Source organism: Pseudomonas sp. 15A4 (assembly GCF_016925575.1).
GTDB lineage: Bacteria > Pseudomonadota > Gammaproteobacteria > Pseudomonadales > Pseudomonadaceae > Aquipseudomonas.
The window spans coordinates 3,369,075-3,387,359 of the sequence record NZ_CP068986.1 but is presented as its reverse complement, the minus strand read 5'-3'; the positions used below and the strand labels follow the sequence as shown (position 1 = coordinate 3,387,359).

14 protein-coding genes and 3 pseudogenes are annotated in these 18,285 nt (G+C 60.2%); 7 read left to right on the top strand and 10 right to left on the bottom strand.

Going from position 1 to position 18,285, the window contains the following annotated elements; translation table 11 throughout:
• Positions 1-51: 51 nt before the first annotated feature.
• The 4 genes and pseudogenes from ahpC to galU form a co-directional block, all read right to left on the bottom strand.
• On the bottom strand, positions 52-615 hold the full coding sequence (ahpC, locus tag JN403_RS15115; RefSeq protein ID WP_122534640.1) for an alkyl hydroperoxide reductase subunit C: 564 nt from the start codon (positions 613-615) through the stop codon (positions 52-54).
• A gap of 156 nt (positions 616-771) precedes the next feature.
• Positions 772-2,405, bottom strand: a pseudogene (locus tag JN403_RS15110) (ATP-binding protein); the annotation flags it as partial.
• Between the two features lie 199 nt (positions 2,406-2,604).
• Positions 2,605-3,960, bottom strand: a complete 1,356-nt coding sequence (gene gorA / locus JN403_RS15105) for a glutathione-disulfide reductase (RefSeq protein WP_205483020.1) — start codon at positions 3,958-3,960, stop codon at positions 2,605-2,607.
• Positions 3,961-4,096: 136 nt separating this feature from the next.
• On the bottom strand, positions 4,097-4,939 hold the full coding sequence (gene galU, locus JN403_RS15100; protein ID WP_122534637.1) for a UTP--glucose-1-phosphate uridylyltransferase GalU: 843 nt from the start codon (positions 4,937-4,939) through the stop codon (positions 4,097-4,099).
• A 349-nt stretch (positions 4,940-5,288) separates the two neighbouring features.
• Here galU and JN403_RS15095 point away from each other — a divergent pair, with 349 nt between their 5' ends.
• A complete protein-coding gene (locus JN403_RS15095; protein WP_065987194.1) occupies positions 5,289-5,474 on the top strand; it encodes a hypothetical protein in 186 nt (61 codons plus the stop codon).
• Positions 5,475-5,655: 181 nt separating this feature from the next.
• Positions 5,656-5,937 carry a hypothetical protein gene (locus tag JN403_RS15090; protein WP_122624852.1) on the top strand — a complete coding sequence of 94 codons (282 nt, stop codon included), beginning with the start codon at positions 5,656-5,658 and terminating at the stop codon, positions 5,935-5,937.
• Between the two features lie 56 nt (positions 5,938-5,993).
• On the opposite strand, the gene JN403_RS15085 is transcribed toward JN403_RS15090, so the two are convergent.
• The gene (locus tag JN403_RS15085; protein WP_122534636.1) at positions 5,994-6,350 is read right to left on the bottom strand and encodes a hypothetical protein; all 357 of its coding nucleotides are present in this window, start codon (positions 6,348-6,350) and stop codon (positions 5,994-5,996) included.
• Positions 6,351-6,551: 201 nt separating this feature from the next.
• Between JN403_RS15085 and JN403_RS15080 the strand changes: the two genes are divergently transcribed.
• From JN403_RS15080 to alkB, 3 genes are all read left to right on the top strand, one after another.
• Positions 6,552-6,857, top strand: a complete 306-nt coding sequence (locus JN403_RS15080; protein ID WP_037010615.1) for a DUF1883 domain-containing protein — start codon at positions 6,552-6,554, stop codon at positions 6,855-6,857.
• 80 nt (positions 6,858-6,937) lie between these two features.
• A complete protein-coding gene (locus JN403_RS15075; RefSeq protein ID WP_205483019.1) occupies positions 6,938-7,117 on the top strand; it encodes a hypothetical protein in 180 nt (59 codons plus the stop codon).
• A 24-nt stretch (positions 7,118-7,141) separates the two neighbouring features.
• The gene (gene alkB, locus JN403_RS15070; RefSeq protein ID WP_205483018.1) at positions 7,142-7,825 is read left to right on the top strand and encodes a DNA oxidative demethylase AlkB; all 684 of its coding nucleotides are present in this window, start codon (positions 7,142-7,144) and stop codon (positions 7,823-7,825) included.
• A gap of 693 nt (positions 7,826-8,518) precedes the next feature.
• Here alkB and JN403_RS15065 read toward each other — a convergent pair.
• The 4 genes and pseudogenes from JN403_RS15065 to gnd form a co-directional block, all read right to left on the bottom strand.
• Positions 8,519-10,323, bottom strand: a pseudogene (locus JN403_RS15065) (glycoside hydrolase family 15 protein).
• 96 nt (positions 10,324-10,419) lie between these two features.
• Positions 10,420-11,238: an HAD family hydrolase gene (locus tag JN403_RS15060; protein WP_205483017.1), complete on the bottom strand. Its 819-nt coding sequence runs from the start codon at positions 11,236-11,238 to the stop codon at positions 10,420-10,422.
• Positions 11,235-12,757, bottom strand: a pseudogene (gene zwf, locus JN403_RS15055) (glucose-6-phosphate dehydrogenase). Before zwf ends, JN403_RS15060 begins: the two are co-directional and overlap by 4 nt.
• Complete coding sequence (gene gnd / locus JN403_RS15050) at positions 12,757-13,734, bottom strand: phosphogluconate dehydrogenase (NAD(+)-dependent, decarboxylating) (RefSeq protein ID WP_205483016.1); 978 nt, start codon at positions 13,732-13,734, stop codon at positions 12,757-12,759. Before gnd ends, zwf begins: the two are co-directional and overlap by 1 nt.
• Before the next feature lie 321 nt (positions 13,735-14,055).
• On the opposite strand from gnd, the gene JN403_RS15045 reads away from it, so the two are divergent.
• Positions 14,056-14,229: a DUF6026 family protein gene (locus tag JN403_RS15045; RefSeq protein WP_122624856.1), complete on the top strand. Its 174-nt coding sequence runs from the start codon at positions 14,056-14,058 to the stop codon at positions 14,227-14,229.
• Between the two features lie 348 nt (positions 14,230-14,577).
• Positions 14,578-16,323: a phosphoethanolamine transferase CptA gene (locus JN403_RS15040; RefSeq protein ID WP_205483014.1), complete on the top strand. Its 1,746-nt coding sequence runs from the start codon at positions 14,578-14,580 to the stop codon at positions 16,321-16,323.
• Positions 16,324-16,415: 92 nt separating this feature from the next.
• Here the strand turns inward: JN403_RS15040 and JN403_RS15035 are convergent, their stop codons facing one another.
• Positions 16,416-17,972, bottom strand: a complete 1,557-nt coding sequence (locus JN403_RS15035; protein WP_205483012.1) for a TerC family protein — start codon at positions 17,970-17,972, stop codon at positions 16,416-16,418.
• Positions 17,973-18,285: the final 313 nt, after the last annotated feature.

Genomic DNA, 18,285 nt, shown 5'->3' with positions numbered 1-18,285 from the left:
ATGCGGTTTACGTGCTTATGGGCTCATCGCCCCCGATCCGGTCATGACGACTTAGATCTTGCCAACCAGGTCCAGGGACGGAGCCAGAGTGGCCTCGCCTTCTTTCCACTTGGCTGGGCAGACTTCGCCCGGGTGTGCAGCAACGTACTGAGCGGCCTTGATTTTGCGCAGCAGCTCGGAAGCGTCACGGCCAACACCGCCGTCGTTCAGTTCGACGATTTTGATTTCGCCTTCCGGGTTGATCACGAAAGTGCCACGGTCAGCCAGACCTGCTTCTTCGATCAGTACGTCGAAGTTGCGGGAGATGGTCAGCGTCGGGTCGCCGATCATGGTGTACTGGATTTTGCCAATGGCTGGCGAAGTGTTGTGCCAGGCAGCGTGGGCAAAGTGGGTGTCGGTGGAAACGCTGTAGATCTCGACGCCCAGCTGTTGGAAGGCAGCGTAGTTGTCGGCCAGGTCTTCCAGCTCGGTCGGGCAAACGAAGGTGAAGTCAGCCGGGTAGAAGAACACCACAGACCATTTGCCTTTCAGGTCGGCGTCCGACACTTCTACGAAGTTGCCGTTCTTGTAAGCAGTTGCTTTGAACGGTTTGACTTGGCTGTTGATGATAGGCATCGGTGAATCTCCTGAGGGTTGTGAAAATAGGTGCTACAAATTCGATGGGGAGGATACTACGCAAAATCGTCGGCAAGAACTCATTGGCAAAGCTCATGCTTACGATTGGTTTTGACTATAAACGCAGATTATTAATAGAAGACGTTGTGGGCGCAGTCAGGGGGTCTCGATCAGCCGACTCACACGCCGGGCAAGTTCGTCGATGCTGAACGGCTTGGTGAGTAATTCCATGCCATCGTCGAGAAAGTCGCCGCGCACTTGCGCCTCGCGCGCATAACCGGTCATGAACAACACCTTCAGACCGGGGCGATGCTGGCGGGCGACTTCTGCCAACTGGCGGCCATTCAAACCCGGTAGCCCAACGTCCGTCACCAGCAAATCGATGGGCTCGGCGCCCTGCAGGACCAGCAGCGCTTCATGGCTGTCGCAGGCCACCTGGACGCGATAGCCCAGATCCTTCAACACATCCACCACCAGCATGCGCACATCGGGCTCGTCTTCGACCACAAGGACCCGCTCGCCCTGACTGGCGCGCAGCGGCTCGATGCTGCGATCGACGGCAGGCGCCTGCTCCGCCGCATCGTGATGACAGGGCAGCAGCAAATCGATCCGCGTGCCGCGCCCCTCTTCGCTGGTAATGCTGACGCGCCCCCGGTCTGATTGATGAAGCCATACACCATCGACAGACCCAGGCCGGTGCCCTGCCCGATCGGTTTGGTGGTGAAAAACGGATCGAACGCTCGCGCAATCACTTCGCTGGACATGCCCAGCCCGGTGTCCTGCACCCGAAGGCGAACGTAGTCGCCCGGCGCCAGGGCGTCCTGCAACAACGGGATGTGGGTGAGTTCGGTCTGGATTAGCAGCCGGCCGCCATCGGGCATCGCGTCGCGGGCATTGATGACCAGGTTGAGCAAAGCGTTTTCGAGCTGATGCTCATCGGTGTTGGTCAGGCACGACGTCGCGTGCAGATCGACTTCCAGTTCGATGCTTTCACCGATGGTGCGGCGCACCAGTTCATCCATGGACATGACCATGTGGTTGACGTCGACGGGGCATTGATTGAGCGACTGGCGACGGGCGAACGCAAGCAGGCGGTGGGTGAGCGACGCGGCGCGGTTGGCGGAACTCATCGCGGCCTCGATGTAGCGATCAATTTCCGACACTCGCCCTGCCGCCACCCGACGTTGAATCAGATCCAGCGCGCCGAGCACCCCGGTCAGCATGTTGTTGAAGTCGTGGGCAATGCCACCGGTCAACTGGCCGATGGCATCCATCTTCTGGGCATGGCGCAGCGCCTCTTCGGCCTGGGCACGCTCACTGATTTCGACCTGCAGGCGCTGGTTGCTTTCGGCCAGTTCACGGGTGCGCGCAGCGACGCGCTGCTCAAGGCTCTCGTTCAGCTCGCGCAGCGCGTCCTCGGCACTGACCTGCGCCGTGATGTCCGTGCTCGTGCTTAGCCAATGGATGATGCTGCCGCGCTCATCGCGGATCGGCAACGCACGGGAGAGGAACCAGCGGTACTGGCCGTCCTTGCCTCGCAGGGGAAAGGTGTCTTCCCACAACGAGCCGGTGGCGAAGCAGCGCTTCAGACGCGACTCGACGCGCTGACCATGGTCAGGGTGATGCAGTGATCGCCAGCCCAGCGCCATCATCGCCTCGTGAGAGGTACCTGTGTAGCTGTACCAGCGCTCGTTGTACCAATGGATGCGCCCGGCGGGATCAGCGATCCAGGCCAACTGACTCATGTTGTCGGCGAGGCTGCGAAACTGCCGCTCACTTTCTTCGAGCGCTTCGGTTCTGGAAAGCGCCTGGTCGTCAGGTCCTGCTGGATTCAAGGGCATGGCTGCCGAAAAACTCGTGCTGGTCAAAGAGTGGGTCCGTCCCTAAAAACAATGGCTCGTCCAGCTCCCTCCATGGAGGCCGGACCGTTCACGTGTGCGTTGTGCGTTGTGCTCTGTGCGATGTTGAATGACGCGTGCTGCGAAAGGCTTAGCGCGCCGGCGTGCGCATGGTGACGAATTCTTCCGCCGCCGTAGGATGCACGCCAATGGTGTCGTCGAAAATCTGTTTGGTGGCGCCGGCCTTGAGTGCGATCGCCAGGCTCTGGATGATCTCGCCGGCGTCCGGGCCCACCATGTGGCAACCCAGCACGCGATCGGTTTTGGCGTCGACCACCAGCTTCATCAGCGTGCGCTCCTGGTTGTCGGTCAACGACAGCTTCATTGGCCGGAACTTGCTTTCGAATACCTGCACCTCATACCCGTCCTTCATGGCTTCGGCCTCGGTGAGGCCCACCGTGCCGATGTTCGGCAGGCTGAACACGGCAGTGGGAATATGGCGGTAATCCACGGGGCGGTACTGCTCGGGTTTGAACAGACGCCGCGCGACCGCCATGCCTTCGGCGAGGGCCACCGGCGTCAACTGCACGCGACCGATGATGTCGCCGACGGCGATGATCGACGGCTCGGTGGTCTGGTAGTCACCGTTGACCTTGATAAAACCCTTGTCATCCAGCTCGACGTTGACGGTGTCCATGCCCAGGTTGTCCAGCATCGGACGGCGTCCGGTGGCGTAGAACACGCAATCGGTGTTGAAACTGCTGCCGTCGTTCAGGCTCAGTTGCAAGGTGCCGTCGGCCAGCTTCTCGATGCTGTTGATTTCGGTCTTGAAGCGAATGTCCATCTCGCGCTTGGCGAGCTCTTCGTGCAGATGGGTGCGCACGCTTTCGTCGAAGCCACGCAGGAACAACTCGCCACGGTACATCAGCGAGACATCAGCCCCCAGGCCGTTGAAGATCGAGGCGAACTCCACCGCAATGTAGCCGCCGCCGACCACGACGACGCGCTTGGGCATCTGTTCGAGGAAGAACACTTCGTTGGAGGTGATGGCGTGCTCACGGCCCGGAATGTCCGGCACCTGAGGCCAGCCACCGGTGGCGATCATGATGTGTTCAGCGGTGTGAACCTGGCCGTTGATTTCGACTTCATGGGGGCCGCGCAGGCGCGCGTGGCCTTCCATCAACGTGACGCCGCTGTTGTCCAGCAGCTTGCGGTAGACGCCATTGAGACGGCTGATTTCACGGTTTTTGTTGGCGATCAGGGTGGACCAGTCGAAATGCGCCTCGCCACTGCTCCAGCCATACCCTTTCGCCTGTTCGAAGTCTTCCGAATAGTGCGCGCCGTAGACCATCAGCTTTTTCGGTACGCAACCGACGTTGACGCATGTGCCGCCCAGATAACGGCTCTCGGCGACCGCCACGCGCGCGCCGAAACCGGCGGAAAACCGCGCCGCCCGGACGCCGGCCGAGCCTGCGCCAATTACAAAAAGGTCAAAGTCGTAACTCATGTGGATCTCCTAAGCGAGGCGTTAGCATAACCGCTTGAGCGCGCTCGGCAAGTTCCGTAGGACAGAAACGACAAAGCCACCCGAAGGTGGCTTTGTCTGACAGCACAGCTAAACGCTGACTACCGATACAGATGCATCACTGCGTCGATTTGCCGGTCTTGTAGAAGTGCTCGAAGCAGAAGTTGGTGGCTTCAACGTAGCCTTCAGCGCCACCGCAGTCGAAGCGCTTGCCCTGGAATTTGTAGGCCAGCACGTTGCCCTCAGCCGCTTGCTTCATCAGGGCGTCGGTGATCTGGATTTCGCCGCCTTTGCCGGGCTCGGTGTTTTCGATCTTCTCGAAAATGTCCGGGGTCAGGATGTAACGACCGATGATGGCGAGGTTGGACGGAGCAACGTCAGGCGCCGGCTTCTCGACCATGTCAGTGACGCGGAACAGGCCTGGCTTGATTTCTTCGCCAGCGATGACGCCGTACTTGTTGGTCTCGTTCGGGTCGACTTCCTGAATCGCAACGATCGAGCACTTGTACTGCTGGTGCAGTTTGACCATCTGAGCCAGAACGCCGTCGCCTTCCAGGTTTACGCACAAGTCATCCGCCAACACCACGGCAAATGCCTCGTTACCGATCAGCGGACGACCGCTCAGAATCGCGTGACCCAGACCTTTCATTTCGGTCTGGCGAGTGTAGGAAAAGCTGCACTCGTCGATCAGCCTGCGGATACCGACCAGGTACTTTTCCTTGTCGGTGCCCTTGATCTGGTGCTCCAGCTCGTAGCTGATATCGAAATGGTCTTCCAGCGCGCGCTTGCCGCGGCCGGTGACGATGGAAATTTGGTTCAAACCCGCAGCCAGTGCTTCTTCCACGCCGTATTGGATCAGCGGCTTGTTGACAACTGCCAGCATCTCTTTGGGCATGGCCTTGGTCGCTGGCAAAAAGCGAGTGCCGTAACCGGCTGCAGGGAACAAGCATTTCTTGATCATATAAATCCTTGATGAGCTGGGGGTGTTGCGGCGCAGTCTAATGAGGCGGCGATAACCTTACAATGCCGCTACTGGCCGTTCGCTGCCTAGGTAGAGGAACGCTGACGCGGATAGTTCCGCAAATGGCTGCGCAAATCGCTCAGCAACCCGATCTCTCGCCACGCTTCACCCACTGATTATTGGAATTCCATGCTGTCCTTCGTACGAGGGCATCCCGCGCCGCGTAACCGCCGTTCGGTGACCTTCGCAAGCGTAGCCCTGTTCGCCATCGCCCGTGGGAAATTGTGCGATTGCCCTTTGGCATTTGCCGATTATCATGGGCGCCTGAATTATCTATCGAGACGAGTCGATGTCTGAAGTCAAAAGCGTTAACGGGTACCAGATCAAAAAGCTCCAGGACGGCCAATGGTGGCTGGTAGGCCACGACGGTGAAGCCGTGGCAGGCCCGTTCTCCAGCGAGAGCAGCGCCATTGAAGTCGCCGCCGTGTTTGAGGACACGCCAGCCCCGCGTCGTCGGGCTGACAAGAAGGACTGATCAGGCGGCCCCGGCCCGCTCTGCAATGGAGTGCGGCCGAGGCCTTTCTTGCGCGGCTTCGGCCTCGAATGTGGCCGCAGGAGGCCTGCAAAAAATCTACGGTGATGCCGGAACGATGGCACAGCCTTTCAGTCTCAGACTAGCAATTCCCACACCGGCCCTCATTGCGAAGCATTCCACCATGATCAAGATCTCATCCGTCATTGCTGTACTGGCCCTGACCGGCTGCGCGACTGCGCAGAACACCTACCTCAAAGACGGCAAGCAGGCGTTGAGCATCGACTGCTCCGGCGAAGCCATGTCCTGGGCCGCCTGCTACGAAAAGGCTGACGCCTCCTGCGCGGGCACCGGTTACAACATCGTCAGCACCAACGGCACGCCGCAACCCAAGGAAGATGACAAAACCCTGGGTGTCGATGTCGGCAACTATAAAAACCGCACGGTGCTGGTGGTCTGCAAATAACGCCTCACCCGTCTAACCGTTGAAACGCGTCACGCTTGATCCGCCCCGCCACCGCATCACTCGCCCGAGATACAGGCCGTCACGGCGTGCTGCACGTCTTTGGGCCGCAGCGGGTTATTCGACAAGCGCTCGAACAGCTTGATAGAGCTGCCGCTGGAGCGGGTCTCGATGTCGACGATGGCAGCAGGGTCACTGGTCAGCAACTTCTGTGGAACGATGATGCGCAAGCCCTCTTTGTGGGGCTCGATCTGCGGCGGCTTGCGGCTGTCAGAGATGCGTCCGACAAAGCACGCGGCATAATCTTTCGGCGACTTGCCGGACATGACGCTCATGGTTGCCGGGGTGTGTTCGATGTCCGTGACTGTGGCGCAACCGGTCATCGCCAGTGCCAGAATAACAACCGCCAGTTTCATACAATCCCTCCAGTAAAGGTGCTTACGACAAGCCTGATCCGGATTAAATCCCGCGCGTCAGCTTTTTTAACTGCCAGTTGGCTATCAAGGCCGCGTTGATCAAGCGAGTCCTTGCTTAATTAAACCTGCCGTGATGATCAATGCTCAGGCTCGCCGTGCTATCGTTTCGGGTTTTCGAGAACGCTGTCTCCGGAGACACCCATGAAATTCGTTCACCAGCGCGAGCATCTCAACGAAGACGACATGGTCGTCATCGAGTGCTCCCAGCTTTGCAACATACGCCTGATGAGTGATGCCAACTTCCGCAGCTTCAAAAACGGCGGCCGTCACACCTACCACGGCGGCGCATTTGATCGTTTCCCGGCCAAGATCGCGGTGCCCAGCACCGGCTTCTGGAACATCACCATCGACACCGCCGGCCGCAAACTCGACAGCCATGGCGGGCGCAAGACTGCCTTCACCCATTCGATCAAAATCGTCCGCCGCTCGTCCTCGCGTCTGAGCTGATGTGCCATTGAACACCGGCTGGCGTGAAAGCTTCGTGTTTTTTTCGCGGTCATCCGGTCAGCGTTTCCAAGGAGTCAAATGTGAGCACCCCTGCCCCCGTCATCAAATATGCCATCAGCTATAAGCTCAACGGCGAGCGTCGTTTTGAATTCGCCCTGTTGCAGTCGCCTTCTGCCGATGAGGCGTTGGCGGCCCTGCAGAAGATGCACGGTGACAGCGCCGATATCATCAGCGATGTGAAGGTCAGCAAGGCCCTGTAAGCGAAATCTGAACCGGGGAAGCCCATGGTGATGCAGCGCAAAGGCACGACACCGGCGACGTTCGATCTGTTCGCGGAGGATACCCCGCAAGCGCCCTCACGGGAGCAGATCGGGCCGGAGTCGTTCGTGTTCCGTGGCTTCGCTCTGCCCTTCATCAAGCGTTTACTGCCTGCGCTAGAGTCGGTTCTGACTCAGGCGCCGTTCCGCAACATGGTCACGCCCGGCGGTTACACGATGTCGGTGGCGTTGAGCAGTTGCGGGGAGTTCGGGTGGACCACTGATCGCAGTGGCTATCAATATTCTTCGATCGATCCTCTTACAGGTCAGCCATGGCCGGCGATGCCCGACGTGTTTCTGGAGCTGGCGGTGGCGGCCGCTTCAGAGGCGGGGTTTGCGGCCTTTGTGCCGGATGCGTGCCTGATCAATCGTTACATTCCCGGGGCGAAGATGTCGCTTCATCAGGATAAGGATGAACGCGGTTTGGAGTGGCCGGTGGTGTCGGTGTCGCTGGGGTTGCCGGCGATGTTTTTGTTTGGCGGGCATCAGCGCAGTGATCCGACCGAGCGGGTGCCGTTGTTTCATGGGGATGTGGTGGTGTGGGGCGGGGTTGATAGGTTGCGCTTTCATGGGGTGATGCCGGTTCGGCAGGCGGAGCATCCGCAGTTGGGGGAGCAGCGGATTAACTTTACCTTTCGCAAGGCGCGGTGATTGGGGCTTAGGTCTTAAGATCAAGATCAAGGGCGTCTGCCTGGGGGCAGACTGTTTCGCCTTCGGCGAGTTACTTGGAAAAGCACCCCAAGTAACCAAGGGTGCTTGCTCCTGGTTAGGTTCCTCCTTCGTCGGAATACCCTCACTCCGACGACGCTCCGTGGGCCCGCGCCGAACGGACATCCATGTCCTGACGGCGCTCTCGCCGCATCCATGCGGCTCGGCCCACTGCGCGTCGTCTACGTTCGGCCTGCACCCAAGTCGCGATTGGCGGTGTTTGGGCCTTTTGTGGTCGAAGATCAAAAGCAGATCAAAAGCTTCCCGGCTGAAGCCGGTCCTACAGGATGTCCGCGTCGCTTTTTAGTGGGACCGGCTTTAGCCGGGAAGAGGCCGGTGTGGGCGCTCTCAATCCAGCGGTGTGATTCCGACGCCTTCCCCGCTGATGCCGTTTCCGCCATGACGGTGTGGCCGCGCGGCTCTTGACGGGGCAGACGACTCGGTGAAGATGTTAATCGTGCCCCGCTCCGCGTGGGTATGCATCCTCGGACGCTCCGCGTCCATCTCAGGCTGAGGCCGATCCAGCTGGCTGCACGAATTCTTGGTAGGACCGGCTTCAGCCGGGAAGAGGCCCGTGCGGGCACTCTCAATCCATCGGTGTGATACCCGACGACTTCCCGGCTGATGCCGTTTCCGCTAGGAGGGTGTGGCCGCGCGGCTCTTCACGGGGCAGACGACGCGGTGAAGATTCAGGGCCGTGTTGATGATGCCGATGTGGCTGAAGGCCTGGGGAAGTTGCCGAGCATGCGGTTTTGCTGGGGGTCGTATTGTTCGGCGAGGAGGCCTACGTCGTTGCACAGGCTGCACAGGCGTTCGAAGAGGAGTTGGGCTTCTTCGTCGCGGCCTTGCAGCACGTAGACGTCAGCCAGCCAGAACGAACAGACCAGGAAGGTCCCTTCGCTGCCCGACACGCCATCGGTGCTGCGTTCGCTGTCGTAGCGCAGCAGCAGGCCGTCCTTCATCAGCGACTGTTCAATCCGTGTGACGGTGCCGGTGACGCGGGGGTCGTCGATGGGGAGGAAGCCGGTCAGCGCGATCTGAAGGAGACTGGCGTCCATTTCCTGGCCGCCATAGGTCTGCACGAAGCTGCCCAGCGCGGCGTCGTACCCGTTGGCGCAGACGTCGGCGTGGATCTCATCGGCGACCGCCCGATAATGCCGTCCCCGCTCGCGGTCTTCAGGGTTCTCGCTGTGCGCCAGCACACCGGCATTACGATCGAACGACACCCACGCCATGACTTTGGAATGGGTGAAATGCCGTGGCGCCGAGCGGATTTCCCAGATGCCGGCGTCCGGCTGGTGCCAGACCTTTTCCAGAAACGGCATGATCACTTTCTGGATTTCCGTGCTGCGCGGCAACGCCGGCAAACCGTTTTTGAGCGCCTGGGTCATGGCGTCGGCCACTTCGCCGTACACATCAAGCTGCACCTGACTGGCCGCGCCATTGCCGATCCGCACGGGACGCGATTGCTCGTAACCGGCCAGCCAGGGCAACTCATACTCCAGCAAGCGCCGCTCGCCCGCCAGGCCGTACATGATTTGCACCTGCTCCGGGTTGCCGGCGATGGAGCGCAGCAGCCAGTTGCGCCACGCGGTCGCTTCTTCGAAGTAGCCCAGGTTCATGAACGCCAGCAGGGTCATGGTCGCATCGCGCAGCCAGCAGAAGCGGTAATCCCAGTTGCGTTCGCCGCCCAGTTGCTCCGGTAACGAGGTGGTCACCGCCGCGACAATCCCGCCGGTTGGCGCGTAGGTCATGGCTTTGAGGGTGATCAGCGAGCGCTTGACCTGATCCGTCCAGGGACCGACATCGGGACAGCGGTCGGAAAATTCACGCCAGAACCTTCCGGTCTGTTGCAGCGCCGACTCAACATCGAAGCCAGCGCGGACCGGCTCGTGGGAGACCTGCCAGGACAGCGCGAAACCCAGTCGCTGGCCGGCTTCAACACTGAAGAAACTCTCGGTGTGATGGTCCATCGGGTGCAGTTCGGCGGGCGTGCGCAGCACCAGCATGTCCGGTCCGGCAACAGCGGTCATGGTGTGCGGCTCGCGTTTCTCGACCCACGGCACGGTGCTGCCGTAGTCGAAGCGAATCGCCAGATCCATAGAAAAATCCACACGCCCTTCCACGCCGAGGACGATCCGGACCACGCTGCTGTCGATTTCCATGGGCATGAAATCGATAAGCAGCGCCTGTCCGGTGTCGGTGGTGAAGAGGGTTTCGAGAATCAGTGTGCCATCCCGATAGCGGCGGCGTGATTGCGCACTGCCATCCACCGGGGCCAGCTTCCAGCGCCCGTTGTTGCTGTCGCCCAGTAGCGCGGCGAAACAGGCGGGCGCATCAAAGCGCGGGAAACACAGCCAGTCCAGCGACCCGTCGCGGGCCACCAGCGCTGCGGTCCGACAGTTGCCGAGCAGCGCGTAATCTTCAATCAACACAGCCATCGGGCGGTTATCCCTCTTGGTGAGCACTTTATTCTTGTTGTCCGCCGCGCCCTCGAGTGGCAGTACCCGTGAGTAGCAGCGCAATCGCTGCCCCGATTATCGAGGCAGGATGTATCGCTCGATGGCCTTGGCCAACCCGTCATCGGCATTGCTGTCGGTGACGTAATTGGCCTGAGTCTTGACGCCGACTTCGGCCTGCCCCATCGCGATCGACAGCCCGGCGCGCAGGAACATCGCCACGTCGTTACCCGCATCACCGATTGCAGCCGTGTGGGACAGCGGCACGCCTAACGCATCGGCCAGCGTCTCAAGGGCTGTGCCCTTGTTAGCGTCCAGCGCGGTGACGTCCAGGTAGTAGGATTGCGAACGCGCTGCCAGTGCAGACTTGGCAATCAGCGGGTTGAGCTGGGCCTCAAGGCGTTTGAGCAGCTCGAAGTCCTTGCTCGCGGCGACGATCTTGTCGATGCGGTCCAGGTACTCGTCGAAACTGTCGACCTGAACGAAGTCGTAGCCCAGCGTGTTGCGCTCATGCTCCACGTAATCCCCTTCGGGATTGAGCAGCAGCCACTGGTCATCCGCAAACACCCAGACCGCCACCGCCTCGCTGGCGAACAGCTCGAGACTGGTGCGCGCCGCGGTGGCAGGGATACGGTGAGCCTTCAACAGGCTGCCGTCCGGATTGATGATGTTGGCGCCGTTGAACGCCACGGTTGGCAGCTTGATGCCAAGGGCCTCGATCTGTTGACGCATGGCCCGAGGCGGACGGCTGCTGGCGACCGAGAAATGAATCCCGGCCTCCTGCAGCTTGCGCACCGCGTCGATATTGGCCTGACTGAGGCTGTGATCGGGATGCAGCAGCGTGCCGTCGATGTCGGACAACATGAACTGGATGAGGGGTTGCGAGACCTCACTCATCCCAGACGCTGCCAGGTGCGACCGTCACGGGCCAGCAACTCATCGGCCTCCGAGGGCCCGTCCTCGCCTGCGTGGTAGAGGTCCACTTGCGGATCCTTGGCCCAGGCATCGATGAATGGCTGCACGGCACGCCAGCCGTTCTCGATGTTATCGGCGCGCTGGAACAGGGTCTGGTCGCCGGTCAGGCAGTCGTAGATCAGGGTTTCGTACCCGGTCGACGGCTGCATCTCGAAGAAGTCCTTGTAGGCAAAACCCAGCTCGATGGTCTGCATATCCAGGGTCGGGCCGGGCTTCTTCGCCTGCAAATCAAACCACATGCCTTCGTCAGGCTGGATCTGGATTTTTAGGAAATTGGGCGCAACGCTGTCGACATCGGTGTCACGGAACTGCGCATAGGGCGCGGGTTTGAAGCAGATGGCGATCTCGGTGTCGCGCACGCTCATGCGCTTGCCGGTGCGCAGGTAGAATGGCACGCCCATCCAGCGCCAGTTGTCGATCATCACCTTGAGGGCGACGTAGGTTTCGGTGTTGCTCTCGGGATCGACACGGTCTTCCTGGCGGTAGCCGGTGACGGCCTTGCCATCGATGCTGCTCTCGGAATACTGACCGCGCACCGAGTTGGCCAGCGCTTCCATTTCCGACCAGGGCCGGATCGCACCCACCACCTTGGCCTTCTCGCCGCGCACGGCATCAGCGCCGAAAGCAGCAGGCGGCTCCATTGCCACCATCGCCAGGAGCTGGAACAGGTGATTGGGCACCATGTCCCGCAGCGCGCCAGTGGTTTCATAAAAGCTGCCACGGGTTTCAACGCCCACGGTTTCGGCCGCGGTGATCTGCACGTGGTCAATGTAATGGTTGTTCCAGAACGACTCGAACAGACCGTTGGAGAACCGGCTGACCAGAATGTTCTGCACCGTTTCCTTGCCCAGGTAATGGTCGATCCGGTAGATCTGCTTTTCGCTCATGACTTTCAGCAAGCAGTTGTTCAGCGCCACGGCGCTGGGCAGGTCATGGCCGAACGGCTTCTCGATCACCACGCGACGGAAGCTCTCGTCGTCTTCGACCATCAGCCCCGAGGAGCCCAGACGCTGGGTCACTTCACTGAAGAAGCGCGGCGCGGTCGCGAGGTAGAACACGGCGTTGCGGGTGCCCGTGCTCTTGATCTTTGCGTCGATGTCGGCATACGTGGAGTCGTCGAGGAAATCACCGGTGATGTAGGTGATTCGCTTCGAGAGGCTGCCCCACAGCGCCGGATCCAGAGGCTCTTCGCCGCCCTGGGCGACCTTGCTGGCCGCCTCCTGGCGAATGAAATCCTCGAGCTTTTTGGCAAAATCGGCATCGCTGACGGTGTTGTGGTCAACGCCGACAATGTGCAGATCCTCCCCACCAACCCGTCGCGAAACAGGTTGTAGAGGGCCGGCATCAGCAGCCGTTTGACCAGATCACCATGGGCGCCGAAGAGAAACAGCGTGGTCGCCGGAGCGACCGGAGCATTCTGCTTGCTGCGGGACAGACCCATTATTTTGGTTCCTTATGACCACCAAATCCGAAACGCATGGCGGACAGCATTTTGTCGCCGTACGTGCTTTGTTGACGGGAGCGGAAGCGGGCGAACAGCGAAGTGGACAAGACCGGAACCGGTACCGCCTGCTCCATGGCCGCTTCGATGGTCCAGCGGCCTTCACCGCTGTCGGCCACGGAGCCGGAATAGGCGTTGAGCTGTGGGTCGGTGGCCAGCGCATCGGCGGTCAGGTCCAGCAGCCAGGAGGACACCACGCTGCCGCGACGCCAGACTTCGGCGATGTCGCCCAGGTTCAGGTCAAAGCGCTGTTCAGCCGGGAGGTTGTCCGAATTCTTGGTCTTGAGGATGTCGAAGCCTTCGGCGAAGGCCTGCATCATGCCGTACTCGATGCCGTTGTGAATCATCTTGACGAAGTGCCCGGCGCCCGGCGGGCCGGCGTGGATATAACCGTGCTCGGCGCGCGGATCGGCGTCTTTGGAACGATCTTTGGTGCGCGGGATGTCGCCGATGCCCGGGGCCAGGGTCTTGAAGATCGGGTCGAGGCGCGTGACGACGTCGGTTTCGCCGCCGATCATCATGCAGTAGCCGCGCTCCAGACCCCAGACGCCGCCGGAGGTGCCGACATCGACGTAGTGCAGATTTTTGTCTTTCAACGCGAGGGAGCGACGGACGTCGTCCTTGTAGAAAGTGTTGCCGCCGTCAATGATCACGTCGTCGGCATCGAGCAAGGACGCCAGCTCGTTGATGGTGTCTTCGGTTGGAGCGCCAGCAGGCAACATCACCCAGACGGCTCGCGGTTTTTCCAGGGCAGCGACCAGTGAGGCGAGGTCGTGGGCTGGTGTCGAACCTTCGTTGGCAAGCGTGGTGCGAGACTTCTCATCGCGATCATAGACCACAGTCGTGTGGCCATTGAGCATCAGTCGACGTGCGATGTTGCCGCCCATGCGGCCTAGTCCAACAATCCCGAGTTGCATGTAGAGGTGCTCCTTAATCAAATTCAGAGGTGCCTCAGTTTATAGCCCAGTGCCGCATAGTGGGTTAGTCCGGGGAGGCAAACTATGGTTTCCCGGTGAAAAAAGTTTCATGTGCAGGTTCGCAGAGGTCTGCAAGACTGCCCTATGGAGCAGGTTTTCGCGATCAAGAAACGTTCGCGACAATCATAAATAAAAAAGTTCCTTTTTTACGCAAAAGAAATCAGAATCCCGGCCGATAGAGGTAGTGAGCAGGACATGCCGAGTAGCAGACGTCCTTGCTTGAACCTTATGAAGTTGAACCCGCCATTTGCGAGGTGTGCAATGGGCACAGTAATGACAGCCAATGCTCCACAGACCCTTTACGTCACCATCCGTCGTGACGAGCTGCGCCAGCTCAGGGAAGAACGCGCCGTATTGCAGAACAAAGTCGCCCAGCTGACTTCGATGCTGCAACACGCCCAGCTCATCGGCAGCGGCACGGCCCTGCACGCCTGACCCGCGACGCTCCTTCGCCACGCATTACCAGGCAAGCCCGATTTGCAGGCTTGCCGGCGCATCGTTCGATCCCGCTCGCGTCCTTGCTCGTGTCCTTATAATGCCGCATGCCTGGCACGCATTTCGACCTTCGTCGGACCCGACACACGCTGTTACGTTCCCCGCCCCGCTCTGTCGTGCGCGTTTGTAGCAGCTTTTTCCCGTTTCACCACTCTCCCCTGACAAAATTTTCACTCGCCTGAAAACATAATCCCGACCCTCAACGTATAGGTTGCTGGCCAATTGCTGGCACCTGAATGAATTCGGGCGATGTTTCGTCGCCTGAAAAAGTCTGTAGCGGAGCGCCTGATGGCAACGATGAAACGGAGCACTGCGACTCCGAAAGGGTTCGACTGGGCCGGCGTGATCTGGCTGTTTGTGTTTTTCTGGTACTTCTCCGGCATTACCCAACTGCTTATCCAGCTCACCGGCATCACCGGTTTTGCCGGCTTCCGCCAGGCATTCGTCATCAGCGGCATCTGGCTCGCACCCATGTTGCTGTTTCCCCACAAGACCCGCGTCATGGCCGCCGTCATCGGCGTGATTCTGTGGGCCTGCTCCATGGCGAGCCTGGGTTACTTCTTCATTTACCAGCAGGAGTTTTCCCAGAGCGTCATCTTCATCATGTTCGAATCGAACATTTCTGAAGCCGGCGAGTACATGACCCAGTACTTCGCGTGGTGGATCGTGCTGGCGTTCATCGCCCACACCGCTTTTGCGATTTTCCTGTGGACACGCCTGCGTCCGGTGTACATGCCGCGCCCGCGCGCCTACGCCGTTGCAGCGGCGCTGTTGATCGGCATCATTGGCTACCCGCTCGCCAAACAATTCGCGCGGTTCGACGAAGCATCGACCGCGCTGGAAGCCTTTGAATCACGCATCGAGCCGGCGGTGCCATGGCAGATGATCGTTGCCTATCACCGGTACACCCAGCAACTGGATGGCATGCAGGACATGCTGACCAGCAGCAACAACATCGCGCCGCTGAAAAACCTCAAGGACCAGCAGGCCAACCTGCCGACCACTCTGGTGCTGGTGATCGGCGAGTCGACCAACCGCGGCCGGATGCACCTCTATGGCTACCCGCGCCAGACCACACCGAACCTGGACGCCATGAAGGATCAGCTGCAGGTGTTCAACAACGTCATCACGCCACGGCCTTACACCATCGAGGCCCTGCAGCAGGTATTAACCTTCGCCGACGAAGAGAATCCGGACCTTTATCTGAAGACGCCGTCGATCGTCAGCGTCATGAAGCAGGCGGGCTACAAGACCTTCTGGATCACCAATCAGCAGACGATGACCAAGCGCAACACCATGCTCACCACCTTCTCCGAGCAGGCTGACGAGCAGGTCTATCTGAACAACAACCGTAATCAGAACGCCCGCCAGTACGACGGCGACGTGCTGGCGCCGTTCGCCAAGGCCCTGACTGACGCCGCGCCGCGCAAGTTGATCGTGGTGCATTTGCTCGGTACGCACATGGCCTACCAGTACCGTTTCCCGGAGGATTTCGCGAAATTCAGCGGACGTGACGGCGTGCCGGCGGACATCGATGACAGCAAGCTGGAGTTCTACAACAGCTACGACAACGCGGTGCTGTACAACGATTTCGTGGTGTCCAGCCTGATCAAGGAGTACGGCAAGGCCGACCCGAACGGCTTCCTGCTGTACCTCTCGGATCACGGCGAAGACGTCTATGACTCGCCAGGCCGCAACACCCTGGGCCGCAACGAGAACAAGCCGACCATCCCGATGTACACTGTGCCTTTCATTGCCTACGCCTCGCCGAAGTGGAAGCAGACCCATGACTGGAATTTCGAGAGCATCCACGACCGCCCTTACACCAGCTCAAACCTGATCCATACATGGGCGCAGCTGGCGGGTTTGAGCTTTGATGAACTCGACACCACGAAAAGCCTGGTCAGCCTGGACTTCAAGGCACGGCCCCGCTTGATCGGCGACCCCTACGCGCCGAAAGGTCTGAGTGATTTTGCCCACATGGAGAAGGCGGCCAGCCAGCCCGGCGCCATGCCCGAGGTGGTGCAGAAGTAACTGAAGCGAATGAGCGTTCGCTGCAAACGAAAAGGCCTGCGCAATGCAGGCCTTTTTGTTTTCGTGTCGGGAAGCTTATGCGTCAGCGACGATCATGAAGAAGGCGTCTGGCGCAAGAGAACGCGGGTCACCCGCCGCTCCTGCACGTGCACGACCTTCATGTGCCAACCCTGCCACTGCACCTCATCGCCGATTGCCGGCAATCGATCCAGCAGGCTCACCACCAGTCCGGCCAGGGTCTGATAGTCATCCGTCGCCCGCGCTTTGAAGCCGATGCGCTCGCGCAAATGACTCAGGTTCATGGCGGCATTGACCAGCACGCCCTCGCCTTCTTCGATCAAGTCCGGCCCCTCGATCTCGCTGGCGTCCGGCAGTTCGCCGGCGATGGATTCGAGAATGTCGGTCATGGTCAGGATGCCAGCGAAATCGCCGAATTCGTTGATCACGAACGCAATGTGCGTGGACTGCGCGCGCATCTGTTCCAGGGCGTTGAGGATCGAGAAGCTCTCAAGCAGGTTGAGCGTCGGTCGGGCCAAGTGTTCGATGTTCGGCTCGACGCCGGACAGCCAGGCGTTGAGCATTTCCTTCTTGTGCACGAAGCCCAGCGGCTCGTCGATGCGCCCGCCGCGGATCAGCGGCAGCCGTGAGTACGACGAGCTGACCAGTCGCTGGCGAATGCCGTCCGGCGTGTCGTCCAGATCGATTACGTCGACGTCGCTGCGCACCGTCATCACGCCGCGAATGGGCCGCTGCGCCAATTGCAGGACGCCGCTGATCATCACGCGCTCACGGCGGTCGAACACCACCTCGTCGCTGTCGCCCTCGAGCATGTCGGCGATTTCCTCGCCGACCTCCTCTGCGCTCGGCCTGCGCCCACCCAACAGGCGCAACACGGCATGGGCGGTGCGCTCGCGGCGTGGCAAGTCACCTTTCACGCTGCGTTTGCGGCGGGCACGGGCGATCTGGTTGAACACCTCGATGAGGATCGAGAAGCCGATGGCGGCGTACAGATAGCCCTTGGGAATATGGAACCCCAGTCCGTCGGCGGTCAGGCTGAAGCCGATCATCATCAGAAAGCCCAGGCACAGCATGATCACCGTCGGATGGGCATTGACGAAGGCGGTCAGCGGTTTGCTGGCGATGATCATGATGGCGATCGAGAACACCACGGCGATCATCATGATCGACAGCTCATCGACCATGCCCACGGCGGTGATCACGGCGTCCAGGGAGAACACCGCGTCGAGTACGACGATTTGCGCGACGATGGGCCAGAACAGCGCGTAGGTCGTGCTGCCGGCGCGCTGAGTAACGTGGCCTTCGAGGCGCTCGTGCAATTCCATGGTCGCCTTGAACAGCAGGAACACACCGCCGAACAGCATGATCAAGTCGCGTCCGGAGAAGCTCTTCTCGAAAATTTCGAACAGTGGCTCGGTCAGCGTGACCATCCACGAAATGCTCGCGAGCAGGCCCAGACGCATGATCAAGGCCAGCGACAGACCCAGGACACGCGCGCGGTCACGCTGCTCGGGCGGCAACTTGTCGGCGAGGATGGCGATGAACACCAGATTGTCGATGCCCAGCACCAGTTCGAGCACGATCAGGGTCAACAGGCCAAGCCAGGCCGTGGGATCAGCGATCCATTCCATGGGTCAGCGCCCCTTCACAGTCAATGGGACGGACACGAAAAGGCCCGACGTGCCGGAGGGCAGGTCGAGCCAGACAGAAATATTGTTTAGACGGGATAAAGAGAGGTGAATACCTGCAACCCTGTATGAAGGGAATCGGCGACTGGGAGGTTCCAGAGAGAGCGACATGTGAGTCCTGAAAGTAATACGGGAGGCGATCCTATCGCGCTCCCGGAATCGTCTTACAGGACAGAACTGTTACAAATGGTTTGGAAGGTGTTGCTTGGGCAACAACAGAAACACCGCGGGTATTGAGTGGGACCGGCTTCAGCCG